Here is a 23,254-nt window from a genome sequence, read left to right on the forward strand (position 1 = left end):
GAAATGGTACCGCACCTCAGTTGAAGGTAAACAAGAGCATTTCTTCACCACCACGTTAACCGATGCAACCATCGTCAATATTGACTGCCAAATGCCTCACTGCCAAGACCCTGCGAAAGCCGATTTTACGCAGTTAATCGAAGTATCTCTGTCTTACCGCAAAGTGGACTGGGAGCACACGGTTGCAGGCACATCGGGTGCTGATGACTGGCGCGCACCGCTCGAAGCGTAATACCTTTTTGACGGGCTCTTTTGGGCTCGTCATCGCTTTTATTTCGTTCCCCGCTTCTTATCCATTTTGTCATGGAGACTAGTGATGTTTAGCAAAGACCCCAAAAAAACCACCATTGACCCCGTTTCTATTGTCAAAGATGAAGCGGTAAATCAAGTTAAAAATAAAGTGCAATCTAAAGTCAATGAGTTGGTGTCCAGTAAAGTACAAAAAGCGGCAGCATTAGCCCAGCAAGGGGGGGCTTTGGTATCAACAGCGGCATCTATGGCAACTCAGGCGACATCCCAATTGAACAGTGTAGCCAATAACCCGCTTATCCATGGCGGTGGATTTGGTGGTGGATTAAAACTTGGTGGTGGACAAACTTTTTCAGAAAGTCAGGCATTACAAGCCGCTCACGGGGCATTGTTAGATGCACTAGGCATGGGAAGTCTGGAAAGTGGCTTGGTGTTTACATGCTCAATTGCTGGGCTACCCGATGAAACTTTTCAAGTTACCGAATTTAATTTAACGGAAGGGTTGTCTTCGTTATTTTCCCTTTCGATTAGTGCTGTTAGTGCCTTACCGTTTATTGATTTTCAGAAACACCTTGGCGTCGCCTCTTCTTTAACCGTCAAGCGTGATGGTGTCCAAGTCCGTAAAGTGAATGGCATTTTAGCCGGGGCGGTTCAAGGGAATACGGATGACGTAAAAACGTGGTATCACTTTGATATTCGTCCAGAAATGTGGGTGATGACCCTTAATCAAGATAGCCGTATTTTTCAAAATCAAAACGTACCGACCATATTAAAAACCTTGCTGGACGAAGCGCATGTGAAATCGGACTGCAAGTTTTACCGTGATGACTTACATCCCAAACGTATTTACACCACCCAAAAGCGAGAATCCGCCTTTGATTTTTGGTGTCGTCTCGCCTTTGAGGAAGGGATTAACTTTTGGTTTGAAGAAAACCAATTGTTTTACAGTGACGAACACATGGGGATGACGGCGGGAATTAACCTGATGTATAACCCGCAAGCGGATACGGATATCAGCGACAGTACCGCCATGACATGGCAGTATGGTGAATACTTGTGTGTGGATGAAACCATTCATAAAGACAATAATTTCATTCGCCCTTCCTACCCACTTCAACATGAAAATAAATTGGAAAAGGGTGGGCAGCACAGCATCTTTGAAAGTTACGGCCGTTTTCAATTGGATGAAGAGGGCAAACCACTCACCCAAATTCGTTTTGAACAGTTACGTAATGGGAGCAAGGTGGGTAGTGCCACAACAAACTGCTTTGCCTTGATGCCGGGTAAAATCTTTACCTTATCGAATCATCCGTATCTTCCGATGAATAACAGCTGGCAAGTCATTAGCGTGAGTCATCATGGTGTCCAGCCTCTGGCAGATAATGGTGGCGGAGAAGGTACTCAGTTGTCGAACAGTGTTTCTTTTATCCCTGGTACGCAAGAGTGGCGGCCACCTTATCGTTATAAACCCACCGCGGATGGTGATGAAGTTGCGACTGTCGTGGGCCCTCCGGGTGAAGAAATCTATGTCAATGAACATGGTGCGGTGAAAGTCCATTTTCACTGGGACAGACGTGGAGAGCCTGACCACAGTGCTTCGTGTTGGGTGCGTGTTGCGATGGGCTGGAGTGGCGGCGGCTATGGTTTTTCTGCGGTACCACGCATCGGAACGGTCGTTCAGATTAGTTACCTCAATGGGGATATTGATAGGCCGATTATCACGGGCTGTACTTATGATGGTCGCAATGCGACTCCAATCAGTTTTCCTGAAAATAAAACCCGCACCACGTTTCGGACGAAAACCCATAAAGGGGAAGGATTTAACGAGCTGCGCTTTGAGGATGAAAACGGCAAACAGGAAGTGTTTATACATGCCCAGAAGGATATGAATACCAAAGTGTTGAATAATCGGACTACGCATGTGCTTCATGACCATGTAGAGGTTATTGATAACAATCAAGCCATGCTGGTCAAAGGCAATCGAACTGAAAATATTGATAAAAATAATACGGAAACGGTGGGGCAACACAAGAGCATCACGGTGGGGAATACCCTATCAATCAATGTGGGCGATGTGATTGAACTGCGTTGTGGCGCAAGTGTTCTACGTATGGACAGTGGCGGTCATGTCACGATTAATGGCACGGAATTTAAGTTCGAAGCATCAGGCCCAGTGCAGATTACGGGTAAAGATGTGGATATAAATTAAGGAATAACCGATGTTTGAGGTGATGAATTATACGCCATTCCCACATTTGCTTTATCAAAAATACGGTAAACAAGCTGCGTTATTTAATGTACTGGCGTTTCGGCAAACGTTTCGACTTAAAACTGGGGGACATTATTCCGATTTAAATAATACACAGTTTCCACTCGTTATGGCGGATGATTACTATCATACTTCGGAAGACAGCAGCCTTATTGATGAAACTGATTTAGTCCTTGGGCGTCCTTGTACTAATATTCACATTCGCGGTGTGGCAAAACCTAAAGATGGTATTCCTACAGAACAATGGAGAGCGGGAATCAGAGTCAAGGATTTTTCTCGTACATGGACTTTAACGGGCCCATCCTATTGGCAATATGAAAAAGATAATTGGCAGTTAACCGCTCCTTTATTGACTGACGGAGTAAGTTTGCGCCATGAAATGGCATATGGTGGTCGTTGGATAAATACCCAAGGAGAAACTGACGCTTACGCAGCAAATCCGGTTGGAATAGGTTTTTATCCTGATATTTCCGCATTAGATAAATCTAAGCGATATCCAGCTCCGCAAATTATTGAGGACACTATAACGACACCAAGAGAACATCACGTCATTAATGAAGAGCAATTGACATTGGGTTCTGGCCCAGTATCCCGTTGGTGGATGGGGCGTCTTGAGTATGCTGGAACCTATGATAAACATTGGGAAGAAACGCAGTTCCCTTTTTATCCTGATGATTTTGATGAGCAATTTTTTAACTCTGCACCTGTCCATTTACGTTACCCCGGTTTTTTAGCGGGTAATGAACCCATTTTATTGGAAGGGTTGTTACCCGAATCTTCAACGGTCGTCACAGCTTTGCCCGATTACCAGTACCTTGTATTGCTTCAGGATATTGAGGGGGAGTTGTTTCCTGTTACACCTTTACTCGACACGTTAACCATTGACCTTGATAACCGATTTATTTCGGTCGTTCGTCGGGTGCGCATTCCTGCTGAATACCCCATAAAACAAGCTGTCATTTCAGTTGTTGTCCCTTCACAGACAAAAGGAGCATGTCATGTCGGATAAACACATAGGTGATGCAGAAGGCGGTTTTAAAGCAGTCAGTAGTGCGCCTGATGTTTGTAAGGTGGGCAATGCCGTAGTGCCGTTTGATAGCTATCAAAGCCTCAATCATATCAAAAAATTTGCAACATCCGTTAGAGCTAGGGGGGCTCTCACGTTAAATGTGGGCTCTATCATTGCAGGCTCTCAAAGTAATGCGGGCTCAGGAGTGATGTCTGGCACATCTCAAGGGAGTGGTGACTGCATAATACTGACGGGTAGTACTTCCGTACGTATTGAGGGGCAGCCAGCGGCGATGCATGGTTCGCTTGTCGCCATGAACAATAAAAATACGTTAGGGACATTAATCACGAATGAAGCGTCCCCTGGTAATCCTGTTGAAAGTAATAAAATACCGTGTAATGACCCCCCAGTAATTTCTGATTTATTACGAAACTTGGTCACGGAAAAAGAAGCGCTACAGCAAAGCTTTGTCAGTCAAGCAATAGTTGCAAAAGAGAATGCGGTTAATCAGGCGGATAAATATCTTGATGAGAAAATTGACAGTATTCGGTCTGAGCCTGTTGAAGGATGGGGATGGGCGGGGGATGCGTTTAATTTTTATCGGGATGTTAGAGATGGAGCAAGGCGGGCTACGCTAGGGCTTGTGAAAGACACGGGTATCGGTTTAGTACATATGTCTGATGCTATCCCAATAAACCCCATTCAAATGGTTAAAAATGCTGAAAATACACTAGATGCTTTAATCCTTCTCGAAAATACTCGTTTAGGCAATGTTTGCCAAGAAAGTATGTCTGAGAGTGCTAAAGAGGCATGGGAAAATACCAAAAAAGCAGTAAGTGACGCGATGGAGCGTTTGGAGAATAAATGGGATAAAGGCACCAGTGATAAAGCGGAGATCGTGTCCCGAGGAATATTAGAAATTGCGACAATATTATTACCTGCGAGCAAAGCAGGTACGGTAGGTAAAGCTGGGGAAGGTATAAATGCCATCAAAGGGGCTAGGGCTCTTGACGCGGTGGCGGATACGTCAAAAGGCATTACAACCCTGAAGGAGCTAAGAGCGGCTGAGGCCGCTATTGCCGCAAAAGAGGCGCAAGTTGCTGAAAAATCAATTCAAGCAATCACTGAGATCGCGAAAGATGCGGAACGAGCATTACCTGCGCCAGGACCCCGTATTTCACCGAAGGTTGAGGCTGCAGCTGAAAAACCATTAGGGACACCTAAAAATACCGATGTGAAAGCTGAAAACCCCGCACCGAAGAAAAGTGATGATGTAGGGGGGACTTGTACTGCTGGCGCAACATGTAAAGGTGAACCTGTTAATGTTGCAACAGGGGATTTTATTCAGCAGTGGCAAGTTGTTCGTATTCCCGGGTTATTACCCATTATCTTGCATCGAACATATCAGTCAACATCTGCTGCCAGTGGTCTTTTTGGTCCAAAATGGACGGATGAATGGTCACGTTGTTTACGAATTGACAACGACAAAATTATTTTTAAAGACAGCGATGGCGCTCAATTTGATTTTATTGCTAAAGAAAATACCGTTCGCTCCCGAAATACTCACGCACCGCATTATTTGTTGACGGGGTCTAAAAATGAATCATTGACGATTTTTGATAGCATACAGCAACATACCTTATCTTTTGCTCACATTGACGGTGACTATCGCCGTTTAAGTGCTATCACGGATCGGAACCAAAATAGCATTCATTTTATTTATAATGACACTCACCAGCTAGTCGAAATAAGAAGAAATGATGGCTTCCTTTTAGAGCTTGAATATCAAAAAGGTCACTTGCAGCGTATCATTGGAGGCAAACAGAAACATGAGCAGCATGTTTTTGCTGTGTGTGCGTATGATCCCCAAGGGTATTTATCGGAGTGTGATGCCTATCAACAAAATCACCTTTGGCACCGCTATACCACTGATGGCTTAATGGTTCAGTGGGGGGATACCGATCAAACTGAATTAACACTCACTTATGATGATAAAGGCCGTGTCATTACAACTCACTCCTCTTCAGGGTATTGGCATGATCGTTTTATCTATGATGATACCCAACGAATGACCACCTATATTGATGGAGAGGGCGGCTATTCACGCTATTATTATAATGAAGATAATCTAGTTACTCGGGCGATTGACCCTCTTTGGCGTGAAACCCATACGCAGTGGAAGCAGCGTCAAAAAAAATCAGAAATCAATTCATTAGGTGAGAAGACAGAGTATGGCTATCATTTTGATGGCCAATTGGCTTACCTGTTCCTTCCTGATGGGCGTCATGTTTATTATGACTATAATGAGATGGGGCAATTGATTTCCTACACGTCGCCATCGGGAGAAAAATGGCTGCTTGATTATGACACTCAAGGTAACCTAACGACCCTCACTGACCCTCAGGGTCACATTCAAGCCTACGAATACAGCCAACACGGTGAACTGCTTAAAGCCATTCACCCCAATGGGGCGCAGTGGCAATATGAATACAACAGCACCCATCAATTAATCAAAACAACGAATCCGTACCAAAACAGCACCGAATATCAGTTTGATGAGCTGGGGCGCTTGCAAGAATATACTGATGCACTGAAACACACGACGCGCTACCACTATAGCCAAGAGCATGCCAGTGAAAACGGCAGTGTCAGTGATATTCTTTTACCTGACGGTGTTCACCAACATATCGAGTACGACAGCGAACGCCGTGTGGTTGCTGTCACGGACGGTGAAGGCAAAATCACCCGTTATCGTTATGGCCCCTTTGATTTACTGCTGGCGATGGTACGTCCCGACGGTACAGAAGTCCGTTTTGAATATGACTCTTTGACGCGTTTAAAAGCGGTGATTAACGCTACAGGGGATAAATACACCTACGAGCGTGACCGCGCGGGGCAAATTATTCGTGAAACCGACTTTACAGGGCGAGTGCAAGAGCACCGTTATGATCAGTTAGGTCGCCGAATAGCAACACGTTATCCAGACCAACACGAATTACGTTGGCGTTATGATGTATCTGGGTTGGTTGTTGAACAAAGTGAATGGCTGGATAATGGCGTTGAAAATAAATGTTTATCGACCACGACCTATGAGTACAACGCACGTTTGCAATTGGTGAAAGCCACCAACCCCGATTCAGTGGTTGAATTTGAATATGATGAGCAGGGGCGTTTAACGTGTGAGCGAATCAATGGTCAAGAAATCAAATATGATTGGGACAGCGACCATTCGACGTTAGCGCGTACCACTTTCGGTGATCGTGAACTTCATTATGCCTTTGGGCAGCTCGGCGAACTCACCTCACTACAAATCAACCAACATGTGCCACTGCAATACAGCTACAATGCGGTCGGGCAAGAATACCTTCGCCGCAGTGACGCGGGGTTTGTCAACTCTAGCCATTACACCGCCACCGGGTTACTCGCCCATCAACGGGCGGGGCGTGGCAGTGAAAACTTCTTGCAATCACTGCAACAGAATCCGCAGCAGCCGCCATTTTGTACTGATGTGCATCGTTCTTATCAATACGACCGTGCACACAATGTGGTGCGTATTGAAGATGACCGTTGGAAGCAAACAACTTATCGGTATAACGCGAACGACCAAATCACCGAAACCCAATACAGTAACCAAATTGGCAATCGTGATGAAAAGTTCCTTTATGATGCGAACCTGAATCTCACCGAGCACATGACATTACCGTCGGATGCGCAAGGGGCGATGTTGCAGTTATTCCAGCAACAACAAGCAGGACGTGTTACGCGGCGGGATACGGCAAGGGGGTATCAACTTTACCATTACGATGTCAACGGGCGGTTAGAGAAAAAGGTTGTTTATGAACATGGCTATCGACCAAAAGAGTGGCGCTATCTGTGGAACACTCAAAACCAACTGACCGCATGCTTCACACCAAAAGGGGATTGTTGGCGCTATACCTACGATGCGTTTGGGCGACGGCTGAGTAAAACGCAAACCGTGGATAGCCAAGCGGCGCATGTCAATCCACTGTTTCCCCAACTTAAGCCCAAAGTGACGGCATGGCACTATTTGTGGTCGGGCGACCAAATGGTGGAAGAAACACCGATTTATGCGGATGGGACAATCGCTTATGACTCGCAAGTGCAATGGCTGTACGAACCGGGTGCTATCACACCGACGGCGCGCTATCAAAATGGCAAATTGCATTATGTGGTGACTGACCACCAAGGCACGCCCCGAGAGATTTTTACCGAAGCGGGCAAGGCGAGCTGGGCAGGGCGGCTGAATACGTGGGGACAGATGCAGTTTTGGCAATCCCGCGATGGTCTTGCTGACAATGACCCCAATTATACGGAGTGCCACTTTCGTTTTGCGGGTCAATATGAAGACCGAGAGACGGGGTTGTATTACAATCGCTTCCGCTATTATGATAAGGACAGTGGGCAGTATATTAGTCCCGACCCGATAGGGCTACTGGGTGGTGTGAATCCGTACGGGTATGTGCACTGTCCGACAGGTTGGGTTGATCCGTTTGGGTTGGTAAGGGAACCAATTGTTTTTTTACCTGATGGTGGTGATGTACTACACCCTAAAACAATTACACCTCAAAATCCTGAAGGGTTGTTTACAATAAAAGCAACAGGTACTCATGCTGGTGATAAATTAGCACTCTATGAAGCAGCTGGAATTAAAGAGCCTGTAACAGCAAAATGGATTAGCCACCATGTTAGTTATAATCCAGCAACGAATGAAATGACAATGCAGTTGGTAAATCCAAACTATCATTCATATCCCCATGTTGGAGGTGTTCATGAGTTTGAAAAGCAAACAGGTCTAAAATATAATACTGATGAGTCTATATCTGCAGCAAATAAATTAAACTGTAAGGGTAAATAGGTGGTTAAATGAAAATTTCAAAGCTATTTCATGATAGTAATTTAGTTATTGAATATTCTTTACCAGGAATATCTGAAGACGTGTTTAAGCAATGTTTACCTTTTGATTTTTTAGGAAAAAATGAGCTATTTAATTTATATTCATCAATGAATGGCGGATACTTTAGCAAGGGTGCATATTTTTATCGTGATATTTTTTATGACATCCCTCATGGTTATTATAATGCAATGGAAATTGAAAGTTTTTATTTTATTCCTGAAAAAAATCTGTACTCAGACGCTCTTAGATCTATACCTGAAGTTTGGCAATTACGGAAAAACAATTTAAGTGCCATTACGGATTTTTATGATTGTCGCATTCCGTTTGCTGGTGATGCTGGAGATCATGATTTTTGCTTAAATATAAACTCTGGGAAAATAGAGTATTTTAAGCTAGGCCTTAACAAAGAAGAAGATGAGTGTGTAATTGTAGCACCATCTTTTCGTGATTTCTGCACGAACATACAATCCACTAGAAGAAAATAATATTTATATAGTAGCCAAAAGGTCTTTAAATCTTCTGGCATCTTCGTTTTTAAGAGCCGCTCAGTTCCGCTAACATACTCCATCATCAGCTTGCGTATCGCGTACCATATGGAACTCAGTTGCGCTTGCTGTTGTTGGTTCTGCTGCTTTATTGCTCTTATGTCTTTGCTGTCGGGTATCAAGACCAAACAGCCGTTTAAATCATCACGGAGAACGTGAAACCTATCTCAAAAACTGCGTCTTTTAGCCACTGCCCTTTAAGGTGAATTGCGGGCGGTGGGCTGGTTTTTCTGAGAGTGAGCCTTGTCCATCGATTAAATCTAGCCATTACACCGCCACCGGGTTACTCGCCCATCAACGGGCGGGGCGTGGCAGTGAAAACTTCTTGCAGGCACTATAACGGAGAACAATGGATTCCCTGTGGCTTTCCCTCCAATGAACAATTAAGCGCCGTGCTGTGCGCGCTGGATGGTTATGTGTATATCGGTGGTGAAGGCAGCAGCTTATGGCGTGGTCGTAAATTTCAATGGGAAAAATTGTACCACGGTGGCTCGACGATTTTACTGAATCAGCTGCGCTGGTTTGAAGATAAAGTTTGGGCTTGTGACGACTACCGCTTGCAATGTTGGGACGGCAATGAAATGGTACGCCCGATGGATGGTGATGAAACCGTTCTTCTGTCTGGTCATATGGATGTGCGTGATGGCATTTTAGTGGTAGCGGGTGATTATAGTGTAGACCTTTATGATGGGACGGAATGGCATAAGATTGTTAGGCCTTATAGTTAATAGAAGTCTGCCGAGGAAAAGGAAAATAAGATGCGCGATGAAGCTTTTGAATTATTTGTTGAAAAATTTGGAGAAGCCACTATATCTCGTTTTGTTTCTGAGGAAGAAATCGATAAGTGGCGAGGAAAGTTACCTGAATTACTTTTGACTTATTGGCACAATGAAGGATGGAGTAGTTATTATAATGGATTATTTACAATTGTAGATCCTGATGACTATGAGGATATTGTCGATGAGTGGTTGGAAAACACCTATTTAGAGGAAATTGATAGTTTTCATGCGATTGCCATTAATGGATTTGGGAATATCTATTTATGCGGTGAAAGAACAGGTCATTGTATAGATATAAGTTCAATTTATAATACGATTTTTGTGCAGAAAAAACGATCAATAATATCAATACGGAGAAATTTAAAAATAACACAATAGAGTCACTATTTGTTTTATCTGAAATTGATGACTATAACAAAAAAGGCCTATTTGAAAAAGCGGTAAAAAAATTTGGGCCTCTTGGTGATAATGAAATATTTGGTTTTGAACCTGCGATTATTTTAGGTGGGGAACTTGATATTAAATACATACAAAAAGTCGATGCACGTATTCATTTGTCTATTTTAGCCCAATTGGCTGAACCAGAAATTAATGAAATTAATATTTAGATTCAAAGAGAAAATATAATGAGAGATCTTTACTTCGCATCAATAATCGATAGTCTTGGTGAAGCAACAACTTCTCGTTATGTTTCACCTGAATATATTGTGAGATGGAAAACTATTTTACCCGATAACTTACTTAATTGTTGGGTAAATGAAGGTTGGAGTCGTTATCAATATGGTCTTTTTTCTTTCTTTAGTTGAAAAATATGGGGGATTAAATGAAAATGAAATTTATTGCTTTGATCCCATTATCCAAAAACTAGAAACATTAAATTTTAATGCATCTAACAAAGTAAATGCTATTGATTATTTATTAGAATTAAGGAAAATAATTACACCTGTAATCAAGTTTATCTAAAATATCATTCTTATTTTCTATGATATATTTACTGAAATAATATAAATTAAATAATAGACTGAGTTCTTGTGATTGCGAGCTGAACAATGAGTTTGGGCAAGAATACCTTCGCCGCAGTGAGATGGGTTTTATGAATTCTAGCCATTAAACAGAGATAGGATTATTCGCCCGTTACAACAGCGAGTCACTGCAACCTTGAAACTTTAAAAGCAGGCAACGCTGCCTCATAGGTTCATGGGGTGGGGATGCAATTGAAGCGTTTTTGCGCCACACTTTTTATGCTCCCCTTTACTATATTGAGGTAGTCTTTGGGATACTTTAATTAGTTACTCATTAAGAGATAGTTAAATCATCGACTTATGTCCTTTTAGGGGGGATGGGGATAAATGCCACCTTGTTTTTTTCTCGTTATTCAGTGTCACCGACATCTCTAATAACATATTCGCGGATAGGCAAAATGGGAAAAAGTGATAGAGGTGAGTGGTAAATACAAAGGCTTCACCTTCGCTTTCATATTGAGCGTTATCAAGTAGTAGAGATAAAGATAAGCACCGGTAGGGTTTACCTTTTAAGATATGGTCATATAAATGTGTTTTCAGCTCAATGAGCCCAGATAATAATCGCTCACATCTTCGTGTCACTTGCCTATCTGTATCTCGATAGAGAATATAATCAGCAATTAAGTGTTTTACGCTTTCTAACGACATTAGCATTGAGGCATTAGCACTGTAATGGGATAGTAATTGCCAAAAATGGTGGTTATTAACGATGGGAGGATAGCAAGGTGACAATAATGTGATATTTCCTGTTTTAATTCCGTCAGGCATTTTTTCACTGTGTTGGTTTAATAAGCCAATTTCGTTTTTTTGGTTACGTTCAAAGCCTATATAAACACATGAAAAATGTAAGCTGGGCGGTGTTGCCATAGGGGCGCCTTTATTATCAAAAAAGTTTAAATAATAAAGGGTATGCCCCGTGATATTTTTCTCCATCGTTAAGGAGTAAAAAAGGGTTTTATGGTATTGAGGCATAAGGCGTGAAGATGCCGTCAATTCTGTCGTAGGATAAAAATGACAATATATGCCTCTCTCTTGTTCATGTGGCTCAAGTGAAAGTTGAATTTCAAAGAGGTCAGCCAAGTAGTGATGGCTAGGGATAGGAAGCAAATAACTTGATTTATTTTCTTTAAAATCAATTAGCAAGGTGTGTTGTGCTTCGGTATCCATTGCCGGAGCACAGTTTAAATAAAAGCTATTTTCACATTCCTCTTGTGTCAAAGGAAGCTGTTGATTGAAATAGATGTTAACTGTAAAACGCCTTTCTTGCTCCCAATCTAACTCAGTGACAACTTGGGGAATATTGAGCTCAACAAAATGATGAACATGAGGTAAATAAAGGCCTTCCAATAATTGCTGTGGAGCACTGAGTGATGCATTTTCTTGTGGGAAAATTTTATAGGGTTTTCCGATTTTGGGCTCGAAAGCGTAGTTAAGTGGATCTCCCTCATAGCGAATATGATTATGGACGACTTCAATTTTTTCAAAATACTGGCTAAATGCGAGTAGTAAGGTTTCTGATATTTTTTTATTGGCTCCTAAAAAAACATCAAGTGAACTTGTTGAATGAAATTTAGTTTCACCTCGATACTGTAATTCAAGTGAAATACAAGAACGATTTGGGTGCTGAATCACTTTTCTAGCGAGAAGGCTATAGGGTGCTACGACGAATTCATGACAAAAACTAAAGCGAGCCCCATTATTACCTAAGACAAGATGGTCTTTATTTATCTCTACTGGAAAAGAAAGCAATTCACTTTGGTCAATTTGTACAATAGTCGTTGCTGGAAGCCCTTTTATAGCTTGGGAGTCTAGTCGTTGCAGTAGGGGCAATGTAATTTCAGGAAATGCATCGTCAATTTTATCCTGTAAACGCGCAGATAAAAAAGCAAACCCTTCTAATAGGTAGCTTGTCTGCGGATCTTGAGGATCTAATACATCAGCTAAATGTGGCTTTTTATCTGCATATTCACTGTATAGCTTTTGTAAGTATTGCTTTTCTTTAATATATTTTATTTCACTCATGACTTAATCCAAAAGATGAATATGAGCTGGGTTTTAAACCTTTTTGCTCTGCTTGTTTTTGTAATTCATAGTAACGAGCTAATAATCCATTAATTTTATTATCAATATTGATGAGTGTGGCAGGGGGAACCGGTTGCCCATTTTTAATTTGTAGCGATAATTGACGGAGCTTTTCTTCAATAGGCTCCACTTTATTGTGCTGCTTTTGAATGTCATAGATGGCAGTTTTTAAATAGGATAATGTAAAACTACCTCGGTTTTTTTCTTGTTGAATAATTTTATTTGAAAGTTGCTGCAACAACATTGCTGTTTCAGACCAACTATCATTAATAGGCATATTTTCTAAACGCGCCTCATATTGGTTTTGCCAATTTCGGCTGAAGTAAGCCTGATCAGCATCCGCAGGCCAATAAGATTTTGCTTTTTCTTGCATGTTCTCGATCAGTTTCAAGTTAGCGAGAGGGGAACGCTTTTCGAGCAAAGCTAAATGATATTCATAGGTATTTATTTCGGGTTTAAATAACCATTTGGCAACAGCACCTTCAGGAATGGACGTTATAGCCTCCATCTCATGTTTAAAATAAACATAGGCGCTAAATCCACTGACTAAAAAGAGTGCACTACTGAGCACACAACCCCATATAAAACCACGGGTAGCGCTCATTTTTTTAGTTGTTACTGTTAATGTTGATGCGGGCTCTGGGGGTTCAAAAATAAATGTTGGTGATGGTTGCTCTACCTGTTTAGCAGGTTGTTGGATATACACTAAAGGCGGGAGCGTGACAGATTCGGATGTATTCTGTTTTGCATATTCTTCCTGTTTTTCAAGTTGTTTGGCTAAATTTTGAAAGAACCATAACAAGTTTTCAATTTTAGGCAGTTTTTCCCACGTTGTTTTAGCCAGTTTATCAATGATTAATTGTAGCGCGCGTTCTGAGCGGTAAACCAAACGGAGGTCTTTTGTTTCATAGGTTTGCTGGCGTAGTAGGGCGCTAGCCTTTGTATTAAACCAGTTGAGTGCTTCTGTTCGTTGATTCGGTTTTTCAGGCCATAACGCATCCCAATGAGTAACAATAACATTCGCTAATAATTCGCAGCCTTCAGTAAAGCCACTGAGTCCATGGCGTTGTAGTCGTGCAATTGTGTAATAAGCACCGCTTTGTAGGTCAATACCATGATTTTTAAAAAGAGACAAACAAAGTGATTCAATAAGCGTCCAACTGACCTCCGGACGTGCAGGATGACTTAACTTGTTAAATTCTGTTTTAAGAGCAATAAATTCAGGAGTATCTAAAGGGGAGCTCCCGATTTTAATGACTAAATGTTCTGATTTCATCTCGTTGAATATCCTATGCCCCCACATAAACTGGAGGCAATCACATTAGTAAAGGGTTTCAGGTAAACGGAACTTTGTGAATAATCCTCCGAAGAAAGGATTATTAGACTCATCAACGAGTACTCGATAAGTCATATCTCCGCTATCAATCGTGAAACGAATATCGAATGAATTGGATTTGATATTCATTAACTTCGCACTGTCGACTAAGCGCATTTGTGCCCACGGTCCTGAGAAACTAATTGAACGAGGCGATTTATCGCCGGAAAGCGGAACTAGAGTCAGTTTACTTTCAATATTTGAACGCATCGAGTTTGGCCAAACGAGATGCGTGACATGGCTGCGGCTATGGGCATAATCAATAAGCTGACCGTCAAGATTTAAGATACTACGGCGTTTATTGCCACTTAATGAAAGGGGTTCAACTGCAAATTGTGCTTCTAAATTACCTTGTGCATTAAAGAAGGTTTCTCTTATGCGATTTGCAGTTTCAATTTGCGCTAAAACATCAGAGCGGATCAGTGATTGACTATCCCTATTATCGACTAAGTTATTTTCAACAAATAAACGTAAGTTCTGTTGATAGAAGCTATCGAGTGTGCCATTAGGTTTAAAGAAGCGTTCGAACTCACTTAATGGAACATCTTGTTTTGAGTTTGGATTAAACGGATAGCGACCAGCAATATAGGTATTATATTGTTTTACAACATTTTCATTCCATTCAACTTCCATATGTCGAATAGCTTCTTTCTGGACAACATTCCAGGCTTGTTCTGCAAGTTCATCTACCCAACGATTGAGCGGTTCAGGCAATGTTTTAGCCATTTGTGATAGTTCAAATATGGCATCTTTATTATTATCATTGAGTCGCATGGAAACTGCTTTAAGTGCCGCTTTGCCCGGTACTGGAGAGTTTTGTATTCCCAACAAATATCGATGCAAATCATTCAATTTTTGATTGAGATTCTGTAAGTTTTCTCCTTGATTACTGACCAGTATTTCTGTTTGGGGTGTGAATTCTCTATCTAAACGTGTTAATAAACGGTAAGAAGGTTCTGCCATCAAGGCTTTTTGTTTCTCAATAGGTAAGTTTTCATCAATGGATGGAATGACCGTATTATCACGCAAAACTTGTAAGGCACGACGTAAAGGCTGCTCTCCGCTGATGATTTGTTCAAGAGCGATGATTTCATCTTGGATTGAGTCAAATTCACGAATTTCTAAATTACTCATTCCGTTACGCCATTGAGCGATATAATCACTGATATATTGCTCACTGATTTGACGTTGAATTTCTTTACGGTCATTCTCACTATATTGGGTATTTGATGTGAGATTGAGCACCCAAGCATCAAGCAACGTGAGTTCAACTAATTTGTCATTTTGGCGAATAAAATAGTTTAATAATCCTGAACGTGTTAAAAACTGTGGGATTTCTAATTTATCCTCATCAATAGCGGTAAAAACAGTATTAAAACTTGGGCCTATCTGATATTGCAAATTTAAAGGCGCTGAAAGTTCTTGGTTGGCTTTTAGCCGTAATGCCTGGTACACACGTTGATAAAGCGATAACACACTGAGTTCTTTCTGGGCATTTTTAATGGGGATCGCAAAAGGCGTGAAGGCCTTAATCGCAGTCATCAGACCGTTGTCTCGTTCCGCTTTCCAATCCGTGTGTTCAAGCGCATAACGTAAGTGTGCTTTTAATAGCATTTGTTTTTCACGTTGCCCAGTGAAGAGATGGCTCCAATAATTCGCCATAAAGTCTTCAACCATGCCATTATTGCGCCCTGTTTTATCTTCTAACATGCGCATAATGCGTAAAATTTCGAGTTTATCTTCACTGCCCTTATCTGCATTATTAAGTTCAATTAAAAGCCCTGACATAATTGCGGGTAAGAAACGTTCGGTCAGTAATTGCAGATAAACTTGCTCAACTTGTGGGCCGACTTTTTGGCCTTGATACAGCCCCATATCAGAAAACAGCGCATTTTTATCGCGGTGGTTCCCATAGGCAAGTGTCGCTTCACGCAATGGGTTGAGGACGGGAAGTTGTAAGCTACCATCAGTATCTTTTTGGACGTTATTATCTATCGTTCTAAAGGCTTTAACCTCATTAAGCACACTCTCACCGGCGCGGTAGTTTTTATCATAATAGTGATTCCAACCACTCCAAAGCGCAATTAAACCGGCAAAACTGGCCAGTGTTGTGACTAAAAGACGAGAACGGTGTTTTTTGACCCAATATTGATTTTCAGCTGCTAAATTGGGCTCACTGAAAAGGACTTGGTCAAATAAATTATGTGTAAAGTAAGGGTGGCTATCATTGATTGGCCAAGTTGTTAGTGGGGCTGTCGGTAAATGGTATTGCACGGATGCCGTTTGGCTAAAGACATCGTCTATTTGGCCAATCTGTAATGCAGAGGTGAGATAAACACCCCTTAAACAAATGTTATGTTGTTCGTTATTAATCAACAGTGCATTAATTAATGTTATAACGTGGCTCTGTAACCCTTCTATTTGACGTACAAAGCTGAATAAATCACTACGTTGATTACCTTCCGCTCGTTGTAGCATCATTTCAGGTAGTGCGCTATTCATTTGGTTAACCCACTGTAACCAGAAGTGCGTTAAACCCGTCTTCCAATCTTTTTGGGATTTAAGGTCGAAAGAAACACCCAATACTTGGTTACGTTGTTGCGCATCCAATGACTGGTACATTGAATCGAAACCACGTAATAAATCGAGCTTCGTTAATACGATATATAATGGTAGTTGACTATTAAAAGTCATTCTAATTTCTTCAATACGCATTTGCAGGTCGGCAATCAATTGGCTATTTTGCTCTTTCGTATTGGTGAGTAGGGATAAGGTATCTACCGTTAAAATAATCCCGTTCATGGGTTGTCTTGAGCGATTAGTCTTTATCCAATTAAGTAACTCTTCCCACAACCGATGATAGAGTTGAGGTTTCTCATTATGTTCATTTGGTTGAGTCAATAGCTTGCCGTTAGGAACAAAAAGAACGGCACTATCCGTTAACAAGCACTCAATATTTAAAGGCAGCTTTTGTTCATTAACGATATTGTCACTTGGCGCGATATCCAATGGATTCAGCGTATTTTTCAATAAGCTATGTTTTCCGCTTTGGTTTGCACCTAAAACAAAATACCAAGGGCGCAAATAAACAGCCTTAGAATGGCCATTTAGGTGACGAGTAAATTGAGATTTCCAATAGTCTAAATAACGATTTTGGAAGTCAATATCCTGCCTAACGGGGTCAACAACGGCTAACTCAACATCGAGTTTTAACGCTTCAAGTTTTTTTACTCGACGCCATGTAACTAAACCTATCCAACTGACGACAAGCAAAATAATAATTAGCGTAGCAAGCCAGCGTGAGGTGAGTGTACTAAATGGCATTGAGTCTTGATAAGTGAATGTTGGCCCCCACCACCAAATCCACACAATGACGAGCGCAGGGAGTAACGCTAATAAAAATAGGAAAAAGGAGGCAATTTTTGGCCTATCAGCAAAAAACAGTTTTTTTACCGAATTGGTTATGTTTGAAATGGAGAAAAACGGTAATTTCATTATTGTAGATCCCTATCCATAGTCATTGTTGTTTCTGGTATTTTGTCTGTTTTTTGAACGAGTTGTCTTACGAGGCTGGGTTCCCAATCCTCGAGTGAAAAGTGTAAAGTAGCGGTATAAAGTTGCTGATATAAGTGGGCCGCCATATAGCCCATTCCTGAGAGCTCGAATAGTTGCGCTGACAATAATTGCCCATAAAATTTATCTCTAGGCTCTATTGCAGCTACAAGGCTTGATTCAATGAGCTTCAATGCGGCTTCAAGCCCTTGTTGTTCATAGCACAGTAAAACGTCTTGCTGTAATAATGTGGTATTTGAATGAGATAATTGGCCACTCTCTGTTTTGCGACAATCTTCTAACCATTCTTTCACGCTGTCGGGGACGAAAGGGCTCATATCAGAAAAATGCAAGTTGACGAGGTTTGGAAGGCGAGCTAAAAAAAGACGTAACTCTTCTGCGATACCATCCGCGACTTCTGAATAACCCAGTTTAGCTGCTGCTTGTGCTGCGAGCATGTGGCCTTCTAGCCAATAAGGCGATAGTGATAAGCTTTGCTCTACATTATTTAATAGGGAGTTTGATGGTTGAGAAAGTTGGGCTCTGTAATCCATTATGCGATCCATCGAAACCGGCGCTAAGGGGGTTTTACCTTGACGATCGGCTTGGGGCAACATTGTAATGGAATGCCAGATAGCATAACGTCGTAAGCGATAACCAACTGAACTTTCAGGCATTTGTAAACAAATAACTTCTGAAACTTGGAGTAGCGTTTGCTTCCATTGTCTTTCGTCATGCTGATTTATATTGATTGCTGGCATGACAAAGCTATTTGCTGGTGGTTGTACAGTTTCAGTAATAGGCATTGCGGCTTCTTTTGGTGCTGAAGCTAACACTATGGGCTGTTCGCTTTCTTCAATTCGCTGATAACCTCGGCTCAATGCATCAATTTGTTCAGAAAGTTCGGGGCTCTGTTCATGCCAAAATTGAGCTAAATAGGCAAAAGATCCCAGGATATCATCACGCATTTTGCTATTAGCAGAACGGCAAAAAATATCGTTTACTGACTCGAAGCGTTTTATAATTTGGTTCGCTAAGCGTAGCTTGAGCTTAATATTCGTTGGATAGCAGACATGCCAATACTGGCGCGTAAAATCAGAAAGGATCTGCGCTGCTAAAACTAATTCTTTAGGTTCACCTGCATGCTGTAAGGTACGTAATAAGTGAACGATTAAGCGGAAATCCTTTGTCTGTGTTTCAAGCAACCGCAAACACCGACGTTGAATTTCTTTAACATCTAATTGGCTGTGACTGAGAGAGCCGAATTTTATCATTTCACTATCGATATACTCCCAGTCGGGGTCACTATCGTTCACAGCACTACACACCAGCTGTTCATCAAGATGGGCAAGTAACTGTTCTTTCCAAGAATAAGGGGTATTGTTTGTCATTATTTTTACCAGTGGCAAGCGGCTCTTAATGGTTTAATTTCTTGGGACATCCCTGAAATATTGAACGTTAGTTTTTCGTTATTAGTTAATTTTAAAGTCAATTTTTCGCCATTTAATAAACGCTTGATTTCATCTATGCCAGGTAAACCACGGCTTGATTCCAATACATAGCCATTTTCGCGTAAAAACCATTCTGCAGTGAATTGCGTTCTATCAGTCGAGACCATGACACTGCCTGCATCTTGTTTATTGGGTAAAATAATCTGCATACGGGTAATGTTGTCGATGCAGCTCAACATGAGAACAGGGCGCGGAGGTTGAAAACCAATGGCAGGGATAGTCATAATGACGGGGTAATCACCATTTTCAGGTACTGAGACTAAGAAACCCGCACTATTTTCGACACGTTTCATTTCGTGTTCATAAGCTTGGCGCCAAGTTTTCCCCATTTGAGCAATATTAGGTGAAGTATTTGCTGCAGGCGTCGAGGACAGCGCTATTTTGTCATAGCAATCTAAGCGAATAAGCTGAGAAGATTCTAGACGACACTGGGTGAGTTCTTCAGCGATCTTCTGGCTAATATTGCTTTCAGCTTTTCCAGACAAAGCGAAGAAAACTAGCATCAAAGAGCAAAAAAAGAGTTTCAGTATTTTCATTTTATACTCCGTACTTCTTCAATTTATATATCAGCGCACGCTTAGATATGTTGAGGTGTTCTGCCATTGCGTTGATATCTCCCTTTAGCTCACGCCGCTTGTTTAATAAAATTTCTTTTTCATAGCTCTCTACAGCAGCCTCTAAATCATTAATATCTTTTGGGTTATTTGTTATTGGTTCCATACTTGTGATTGATGCCGTTAATATGTTTAAGGCCTCATTGAGGCTTACTTCCTTTTCTTTCTGCAACTGATTGAGATATTGCAAGTGCGAAATTTTTTGTTGCGTATTTGCCAATTCAAGAATGCGTTTTAATTGCTGATGAAAGAGCTCGCAATAAATAGGGAAAATGCCTTGTTCGAAATTTTCTAACTCTTTGGCCTGCCCTAAAAGAATAATGGCACCGCATGGTTTATGGTTCAGATCATGCAGTGGTAAGCTATACAGCCCAGTATTAACAGGAAGCTGCGAAATAAAATCACGTAATGACGCGTTATTAATGTAGCTACCTTGCTGTAAATTCTTCCAAAATGTGGGTTCACCCTTTAATACAAGTTGAATTAAAGGGTGATCGGCATCAGTAATATCAGTGTCTAAAAAATGGCTTTGAACTTGGAGTGAGTGGTCAATGTTCCAGCTTTCTAATCTATTTTCGGTTTTATTGACCAATGAAATAATTAGCCCGCTGAATACGCTACGCGAAAAACTATATGTCAAAAATTGAACGGCTAGCGCTTCTACGTCACGGCACTCAAGAAGAGCAAGTGCATTTTTTAGTCTTGCTTTCATTTTTCTTTGTTAACCTCCGCAATAAATTCATCATTTTCCGTTGTTAAACGAATATGGGAGATGGTTTCATTACGGGCACTGAATTGAAGGAGCAACAAAGAAAGAGGCGGTAATAAGGCACCGTCAATAATTGATTCTAAGATACGAGCACCATTTTCAGCGCGAGAAGCTCGACGTAAAATTTCATTAGGGACGCTATCTTCTAACTGGATTTTTGCATTAAAACGTTGTTTCAATAAGATCATAAGACGCGTCAGCTTACTATCAACAATTTGCCGTAAAATATCAGCCGAAAGAGGTAAATAAGGAACAATTTCCATGCGGGCCAGTAGGGCGGGTTTAAAAAATGTGGTGAGCTCAGGATAAAGTGCATCTTGCAGCTCATCAGGCTTGTCCGCATACGCGGTAATCACATGGTCACCTAAATTAGACGTTAGGAAGAATGCGATATTTTTACAATCAATGACTCGTCCTTCACCATCGGCTATCTCGCCTTTATCAAATGCTTGATAGAACAAATTTAGAACGTCTGGATGGGCTTTTTCGACTTCATCAAGTAGTACAACAGAATAAGGCTTCTGACGAATAGCTTCTGTTAATATCCCCCCCTCACCATAGCCGACATAACCTGGTGGCGAACCGATGAGACGAGATACCGTATGCTTTTCTTGAAACTCAGACATATTAATAGTCGTTAGGTATTGAGTTCCACCAAACATTAATTGTGCAATTTGGATCACGGTTTCTGTTTTACCGACACCACTTGGCCCTGCCAATAAAAATGCACCAAGAGGGCGACCTGGGCGGCGTAAATCAGCGCGTGCCGTTAACAAATGTTTATGTAAGCACTGTATTGCTAATGATTGCCCTTTAATGCTTTCTTCTAAATAGCAGGGAAGGTCTGTAACAATAGATAAAGCATCTTGCGATAATCGGTTTAATGGTACGCCTGTCCATTCTGCGATAACGGCTGCAATTTGTTTTTTATCGACGTGTGGCGAAACAAGCAAATGTGTTTCATGTAGTTGAGCAAGTTGCTGGTCTAATGTTTGCAATTCCTGTTTCAGCTCATCAACTTGGCAAGTTTCTTCAGATTGGGGCTCAGTATTCTCATCGTCTAATAACGTTGAGCGCAAAGTAATAATTTGCGAAACAAGCGCTTGTTGTTGTTCCCATGCTTGTTGTATATCGGAAGCTTTTTGCTCAATCTCATTTGCTTTTGATGCTAATTCCTCAAGGCGTTCTGAGTGATTATCCAAGCCAAGATGATGTTCTCTTTTTAATATCGCTGTCTCCATCTCTATTTGCTGGAGATCTGTTTTTAATGAAGAGAGCATTTTTGGCGGCGAAGATAAATTGATCGCTGCCCTTGCACATGCAGTGTCTAATACGTCAATGGCTTTATCAGGTAATTGACGTCCTGAAATATAACGTTCACTGAGTTCAGCGCTAGCTCGAAGTGCCTCATCATCGATAAAAACATTGTGTGCTTTTTCATAAATAGCGCGTAAACCACGCATAATGATAATTGCGTCTGCAGATGTGGGTTCTTTAACTTGAACTAACTGAAAACGGCGGGCTAGTGCAGCATCTTTTTCGAAGTATTTTTTATACTCACTCCAGGTGGTTGCGGCGATTGTTCTCAATTCACCGCGCGCTAATGCAGGTTTCAATAAATTGGAAACATCTAGGCCACCCTGTTGATTACCTGCACCAATCAATGTGTGCGCTTCATCAATGAATAGAATTATGGGGTGAGGAGATTGAGAAACTTCTTGCATGATGCCTTTAAAGCGTTTCTCAAATTCACCTTTAACCGCTGCACCAGCTTGCAATGCACCTAAATCTAAGGTTAGAAGTTCACATCCTCTTAATTTTTCAGGGATTTCACCGGCGATAATACGCAATGCGAGGCCTTCAATAAGCGCGCTTTTCCCAACGCCTGGTTCCCCAACGACGACAGGGTTATTTTTCCGACGGCGGCAAAGGATATCAATCATAAGGTCGATTTCATGATCGCGACATAAAACAGGGTCGAGCTCATTATTTCGAGCTTGTTCGGTCATGTTTTGCGTAAATTTTGCTAACAATGAGTCCGACGCGATTTTGCCGTTATTTTGAGGTGCTTGTTCGTCAAAAGGCGATTCAGCAGATCCTTCTGTCCACTTATCAAAACTGAGTTTTAATTGCTCTCGATTAACTTGCGAAAGCATGTCTGCAACCGGTTTTGGGAGGTAACGTAACGGCATTTGTAATAATGTGAGAAAGAGAACTCCTGAGCGAAGTTCACTGTGGTTGAATTCTGTTGATGCAAGTAACCAGCTGTCTTTCATCCACTCTACCAATAAAGGAGAGAAGCTCGGATAGCTCTGTGTAATGGCTTGATGAGGTGGAATTTGAATATCTAATAATTCTGACAGCTTATTAATATCCAAAGTGCTCTTCTGGCTGATTAGGCGAATGTCAGTTAATGGCGTTTCAATGAGTTTCTGAAGAAACTGAGCAATCGTAATTTCAGGTTGTTGATGGCTTACACAGTAGGCTGCTGCGCTTTCTAACGCATGCTTAGCAATCGGGTGTAATCGGTTAACAAGTGTTGAGAGATCAATTTGGATCATAA

General features: G+C 41.4%; 16 protein-coding genes. 9 read left to right on the plus strand and 7 right to left on the minus strand.

What is annotated here, in order from left to right; all coding sequences use genetic code 11:
• The 9 genes from tssD to PR834_RS06075 all read left to right on the plus strand — a co-directional run.
• On the plus strand, positions 1–232 hold a 232-nt coding region (gene tssD / locus PR834_RS06035), incomplete at its 5' end, for a type VI secretion system tube protein TssD (RefSeq protein ID WP_272536516.1).
• An 84-nt stretch (positions 233–316) separates the two neighbouring features.
• A complete protein-coding gene (locus PR834_RS06040; protein WP_272525562.1) occupies positions 317–2,458 on the plus strand; it encodes a type VI secretion system Vgr family protein in 2,142 nt (713 codons plus the stop codon).
• A gap of 10 nt (positions 2,459–2,468) precedes the next feature.
• Entirely contained in the window at positions 2,469–3,527 is a 1,059-nt protein-coding gene (locus PR834_RS06045) for a DUF2169 family type VI secretion system accessory protein (protein WP_196725207.1), read from the plus strand.
• The gene (locus PR834_RS06050; RefSeq protein ID WP_272536517.1) at positions 3,517–8,403 is read left to right on the plus strand and encodes an RHS repeat-associated core domain-containing protein; all 4,887 of its coding nucleotides are present in this window, start codon (positions 3,517–3,519) and stop codon (positions 8,401–8,403) included. Before PR834_RS06045 ends, PR834_RS06050 begins: the two co-directional genes overlap by 11 nt.
• Before the next feature lie 8 nt (positions 8,404–8,411).
• Complete coding sequence (locus PR834_RS06055; RefSeq protein WP_165879831.1) at positions 8,412–8,927, plus strand: SMI1/KNR4 family protein; 516 nt, start codon at positions 8,412–8,414, stop codon at positions 8,925–8,927.
• Between the two features lie 374 nt (positions 8,928–9,301).
• The gene (locus tag PR834_RS06060; protein WP_272536518.1) at positions 9,302–9,715 is read left to right on the plus strand and encodes a hypothetical protein; all 414 of its coding nucleotides are present in this window, start codon (positions 9,302–9,304) and stop codon (positions 9,713–9,715) included.
• A gap of 30 nt (positions 9,716–9,745) precedes the next feature.
• Positions 9,746–10,144 carry a GAD-like domain-containing protein gene (locus PR834_RS06065; RefSeq protein ID WP_272536519.1) on the plus strand — a complete coding sequence of 133 codons (399 nt, stop codon included), beginning with the start codon at positions 9,746–9,748 and terminating at the stop codon, positions 10,142–10,144.
• A 23-nt stretch (positions 10,145–10,167) separates the two neighbouring features.
• Complete coding sequence (locus PR834_RS06070; RefSeq protein ID WP_272536530.1) at positions 10,168–10,374, plus strand: T6SS immunity protein Tdi1 domain-containing protein; 207 nt, start codon at positions 10,168–10,170, stop codon at positions 10,372–10,374.
• Between the two features lie 18 nt (positions 10,375–10,392).
• A complete protein-coding gene (locus tag PR834_RS06075) occupies positions 10,393–10,572 on the plus strand; it encodes a GAD-like domain-containing protein (protein ID WP_144140139.1) in 180 nt (59 codons plus the stop codon).
• 501 nt (positions 10,573–11,073) lie between these two features.
• On the opposite strand, the gene PR834_RS06080 is transcribed toward PR834_RS06075, so the two are convergent.
• Genes PR834_RS06080 through tssH form a run of 7 tightly spaced genes read right to left on the minus strand, consistent with a single transcriptional unit; the run spans position 11,074 to position 23,252 of the window.
• On the minus strand, positions 11,074–12,810 hold the full coding sequence (locus tag PR834_RS06080; RefSeq protein WP_272536520.1) for a type VI secretion system baseplate subunit TssF: 1,737 nt from the start codon (positions 12,808–12,810) through the stop codon (positions 11,074–11,076).
• Entirely contained in the window at positions 12,803–14,146 is a 1,344-nt protein-coding gene (locus PR834_RS06085; protein WP_272536521.1) for a VasL domain-containing protein, read from the minus strand. The genes PR834_RS06080 and PR834_RS06085 overlap by 8 nt, the downstream gene beginning before the upstream one ends.
• A 45-nt stretch (positions 14,147–14,191) precedes the next feature.
• The gene (gene tssM / locus PR834_RS06090; protein WP_272536522.1) at positions 14,192–17,740 is read right to left on the minus strand and encodes a type VI secretion system membrane subunit TssM; all 3,549 of its coding nucleotides are present in this window, start codon (positions 17,738–17,740) and stop codon (positions 14,192–14,194) included.
• Positions 17,740–19,188, minus strand: coding sequence for a type VI secretion system protein TssA (gene tssA / locus PR834_RS06095; protein WP_272536523.1), 1,449 nt, complete (start codon positions 19,186–19,188; stop codon positions 17,740–17,742). The genes tssM and tssA overlap by 1 nt, the downstream gene beginning before the upstream one ends.
• Positions 19,189–19,193: 5 nt before the next feature.
• Positions 19,194–19,844 carry a type VI secretion system-associated protein VasI gene (gene vasI, locus PR834_RS06100; protein ID WP_004256010.1) on the minus strand — a complete coding sequence of 217 codons (651 nt, stop codon included), beginning with the start codon at positions 19,842–19,844 and terminating at the stop codon, positions 19,194–19,196.
• Between the two features lies 1 nt (position 19,845).
• Positions 19,846–20,634 carry a helix-turn-helix domain-containing protein gene (locus tag PR834_RS06105; RefSeq protein ID WP_004256008.1) on the minus strand — a complete coding sequence of 263 codons (789 nt, stop codon included), beginning with the start codon at positions 20,632–20,634 and terminating at the stop codon, positions 19,846–19,848.
• Complete coding sequence (gene tssH / locus PR834_RS06110; RefSeq protein WP_206277517.1) at positions 20,631–23,252, minus strand: type VI secretion system ATPase TssH; 2,622 nt, start codon at positions 23,250–23,252, stop codon at positions 20,631–20,633. The genes PR834_RS06105 and tssH overlap by 4 nt, the downstream gene beginning before the upstream one ends.
• Between the last annotated feature and the right edge of the window lie 2 nt (positions 23,253–23,254).

The organism is Providencia sp. PROV182 (assembly GCF_028480325.1).
Taxonomy (GTDB): Bacteria; Pseudomonadota; Gammaproteobacteria; order Enterobacterales; family Enterobacteriaceae; genus Providencia; species Providencia hangzhouensis.